A 4645-nucleotide genomic window follows, 5' to 3' on the forward strand; every position below is an offset into this window, starting at 1 on the left:
TCAAACGAACCAGCCTGCACGACCGCACGATGCTCAAAACGAGACCGACCCGCCAACGTCCACCCAACATCCACCGGAGAAATCTCCGGATGCGCGGCAACGAAATCACTCAGCCGACCGGCCTGATCCCGCAGAGCCGCCTCCGACCTCGCCGACAACACCCACGGCACCGGCGCCGACACCAAAACCCCCCGGGCCACCTCCGCCACAGCAGGCGCCTCTTCCAAAATCACGTGCGCATTCGTCCCACTGATCCCGAACGACGACACACCAGCCCGACGCACACGCTCACCCCGAGGCCACGGCCGCGACTCAGTCAACAACGACACCGCACCGGACGACCAGTCCACATGCGGCGACGGCTCATCCACATGCAACGTCCGCGGCAACACCTCGTGGCGGAAAGCCTGGATCATCTTGATGATGCCCGCGACACCCGCAGCCGCCTGCGTGTGACCGATATTCGACTTGACCGACCCCAACCACAACGGCTCCGACCGATCCTGCCCATACGTCGCCAACAACGCCTGCGCCTCGATCGGGTCACCCAGCCGGGTGCCGGTGCCATGCGCCTCCACCACGTCGACGTCGGCCGGGGTCAGGCCCGCATCCGCGAGAGCCTGCCGGATCACCCGCTGCTGCGACGGACCATTCGGCGCGGTCAGGCCACTGCTGGCGCCGTCCTGGTTGACGGCCGTGCCCCGCAGCACGGCCAGGACCTGGTGGCCGTTGCGCTGCGCATCGGAGAGCCGCTCCAGCACCAGCATGCCGGCACCCTCGGAGAACCCGGTGCCGTCCGCGGCACCCGCGAATGCCTTGCACCGTCCGTCGACGGCGAGACCACGTTGGCGGGCGAAGTCGACAAAGGTATCCGGGCTGGCCATCACCGTCGCGCCGCCGGCCAGCGCGAGGTCACACTCGCCCCGACCCAGCGCCTGGGCGGCCAGGTGCATCGCCACCAGCGACGACGAGCACGCCGTGTCCACCGTGACCGCCGGGCCTTCCAGGCCGAACGTGTAGGACACCCGGCCCGAGGCCACGCTGCCCGAGTTGCCGGTCACCAGGTATCCGGCGACACCCTCGGGCAGCTCGTCGCGTCCGGCGTGATAGTCGGAACTCATCACGCCGGCGAACACTCCAGTCGGCGTGCCGCGTACCGATGAAGGGTCGATCCCGGCCGACTCGAACGCCTCCCACGAAGCCTCCAGCAGCAACCGCTGCTGCGGGTCCATGGCCAGTGCCTCGCGGGGCGAGATCCCAAAGAAGCCGGCGTCGAAGTCGCCGGCGTCGCGAAGGAAGCCACCGACGCCCGCGTACGTGGTGCCGGGCCGGATCCCGTCCGGATCGATGAGCTGCCCGAGGTCCCAGCCGCGATCCGCGGGGAACGGCGTCAGGGCCTCCTGCCCATCGACCAGCAGCCGCCAGAGGTCATCCGGAGATCCCGCTCCGCCCGGATACCGGCAGCTCATGCCGACCACGGCGATCGGTTCGTCATCGGCCCGCAGCAGCATCACACCGCGGTTGCCGCCGGCCGGGTCCGCGCCGTGCACGGCTTCTCCCAGGTGCGCTGCCAGCAGAGCGGGCGTCGGGAAGTCGTAGATCAGCGTGGCGGTCAGGCGCAGCCCGGTCGCCGCTTGCAGCAGGTTTCGCAGCTCGACTGCGGTGAGTGAGTCGAAACCGGTCTCGTGGAATGGCCGCAACGCTTCCACGACGGTCGGATCCGGGTGCCCCAGAACCGCCGCGACCTGCTTGCGGACCAGGTCGAGCAACTCCTTCTCACGCTCTGCTGGCGTCATGGTCGCGAGCCGGTCGGCCAGGGCTGAAGAGGCCGAAGCGGACGTCCCCGCCGAGGCTGTGCGCCGGGCGCGACGCTTGGCCAGCGCTCGCAGCAGGGGCGGGATCCCGGACACACCGGACCGCAGGGCGGCGAGATCCAGGGCGATCGGCACCAGCAGCGGCTCCGCACCCGAGGCGGTGGCGTCGAAGAGCTTCAGGCCCCGCTCGGCGGACAGCGGCATGGTGCCGGCACGGCGCATGCGGTCCAGGTCGGCCGTAGTCAGGTGCTCGGTAATGCCGCTGCGTTGCTCCCAGAGGCCCCAGGCCACGGACACTGCGGGAAGGCCCAGTGCGTGCCGGTGCCCGGCGAGGGCGTCGAGGAACCGGTTGGCGGCGACGTAGTTGCCCTGCGCGGCCTCGCCGAACACCCCGGCCGCGGAGGAGAAGAGCACGAACATGGCAAGGTCGCGGTCGCGGGTCAGCTCGTGCAGGTGGTACGCCGCGACAGCCTTCGGCGTCAGCACGCGGTTAAGCCGCTCCGGGGTCAGCGAGGTCACCAGGCCGTCGTCGAGGACTCCGGCGGTGTGCACGACGCCGGTCAGCGTCTCGATGCCGTCGAGCACCGCGGCCAGTGCCCTCCGGTCGGACACGTCGCAGGCCATCACTCGCGCCGTAGCGCCCAGGTCCGCGAGTTCCGCGACCAGTTCCGGTGCGCCCGGCGCGGCAAGGCCGCGGCGACTCGTCAACACCAGATTCCGTACGCCGTAACCGGTCACCAGGTGTCGTGCCACGAGCGCACCCAGCCCACCGGTGCCGCCGGTGACCAGTACGGTGCCGTCCGGATCCGGTACCACCCGCTCCCCGGCTGCCGCCCGAACCAGTCGCGGTGCGTGGAGGCCCCCGTCGCGTACCCGGATCTCCGGCTCGCCCGATCCGATCGCAGCGGCAAGCAATCCGGTCGTGACCGGTGCCGTGCCGACGTCCAGCAGGAGGAACCGGTCCGGATTCTCGCTCTGAGCGGAGCGTACGAGACCACCGGCGGCGGCCCGCACCAGTCCGTGCTCCTCGGTCAGGAAGACCAGCCGGGCATCGGCGCATCGCTCGTCCGCCAGCCAGCGCTGGAGCAGCGCCAGGACGCGTGCCGTCTCGGTGTGCAGTGCCGCGGTGACGTCACCGTCCGGGTCGTTCTCCAGTGGGACGACAACCACGTCGGGTGCCCCGTCACGCAGCAGGTGGTCAAGGTGCGTGCCGAGCATGGTCCACGCCGGGTCGGCCACCGACTCCGAGGTGATCTCCCGCCACTCGACCCGGAACAATGCGTCCTCGGGCCGTCCCGGGGCGCCGCTCACGGGTTCGCCGAGCACCACCCGGTCCACCGAGGCGACGAGCTGGCCCTCCGCATCGGTCAGCCAGAGCGCGTGACCGTCGTCGGACGGCGACGTCTGGACCCGTACGACGGTGGCGCCCTGAGCGTGCAGGGTGAACCCGTGCCACCGCAGCGGCACACCATCGACGGGCAGCGTTCGCAGGGCCGAGTCAAGCAGGGCGGGGTGCAGCCCGAAGCCCTCGACGGTCAGGGTCTCCAACAGGCTCACCTCGACGGCCGTGCTGTCGAAGGCGGCTGCGGCGGCCGGTGGCGTGGCCGACAGGAGTCCGCTCGCGTTCCGCGTCCATGGATCTTCTGCGGCCGCCCCCTCGGGCTGGGAGTAGACGGTAACCGTGCGGGCTCCGTCCACGGTCACCCGCAGTGTCAGGGCGTCCCGTTCCGGCAGCATCAGCGGCGTATGGACGGTCAACTCCTCGACCGAGACCGCGCCGACCTGGTCTGCGGCATGCACGACCAGCTCGATGAGGGTGCCCTCGGCGGGCAGCCACGGGTGCGCCGAGGCGGTGAGACGACCGGTCAGTACCAACGTGTCACTGTCGGGAACCGTGACGACAGCGGTAAGCAACGGATGACCAGTCGCGGACTGACCCAGACCCGCGGCGTCTCCGGTGCCTGCGCTGCTACGCAGCCAAAACTCCTGATGCTCGAAGGCGTAGGTCGGCAGGTCGACGAGCTTCGCCGCCCGGCCGGCGAACACACCAGCCCAGTCCAGCTCCACACCCACCTCGTGCAAACCACCGAGCGCAGCAGTAAACGTTTCCGCCTCGTCACGGCCGTCCCGCAACGCGGAGACCGCAAACGCGTCATCCGCCATCGCGGACAACACACCGTCCGGACCCAACTCCAACAGCGCGGTCACACCCATACCCGCCACCGTCGCCAGACCGTCGGCAAAGCGGACCGCTTCCCGCACATGCCGCACCCAGTACTCAGGCGTACCCAGGTCCTCAACCCGACCGGTCACGTTCGACACCACCGGCAGGCGCGCCGCCCCGAACGTCAAACCCTCCAACACCGTGGTGAACTCCGCCAGCATCGGCTCCATCAAATGCGAATGGAACGCGTGACTCACCGCCAAGCGGCGCACCCGCACACCCTCAGCACGCCACCGCCCCACCAACTCCTCAACAGCACCCTCATCACCCGAGATCACCACCGAGGTAGGGCCATTCACCGCAGCGATCTGCACCCGCTCACCGTTGACGGCGGCGTCCGCTTGCAGGGCCGCGGCGACCGTGGCCTCGTCCAGACCGATCGCCGCCATCGCCCCACCCGACGGCAACGCCTGCATCAACCGGCCACGCGCCGCGATCAACGTGCACGCATCCGACAGAGAAAACACACCCGCGACATGCGCCGCGACGATCTCCCCCACCGAATGACCCAACAACACCTGCGGACGCACACCCCACGACTCCGCAAGCCGGAACAACGCCACCTCAACCGCAAACAACGCCGGCTGCGCAAACTCCGTGTTATTCA

At 69.7% G+C, this 4645-nt stretch carries 1 protein-coding gene; it reads right to left on the reverse strand.

Annotation, left to right across the window (positions count from 1 at the left end):
- Positions 1–4601, reverse strand: a 4601-nt coding sequence (locus tag AB0C25_RS36455; protein WP_357379625.1) for an SDR family NAD(P)-dependent oxidoreductase, incomplete at its 3' end; no start/stop codon positions are given.
- Positions 4602–4645: the final 44 nt, after the last annotated feature.

Origin of the sequence: Micromonospora sp. NPDC048839, assembly GCF_040649915.1 — a bacterium.
GTDB lineage: Bacteria > Actinomycetota > Actinomycetes > Mycobacteriales > Micromonosporaceae > Micromonospora.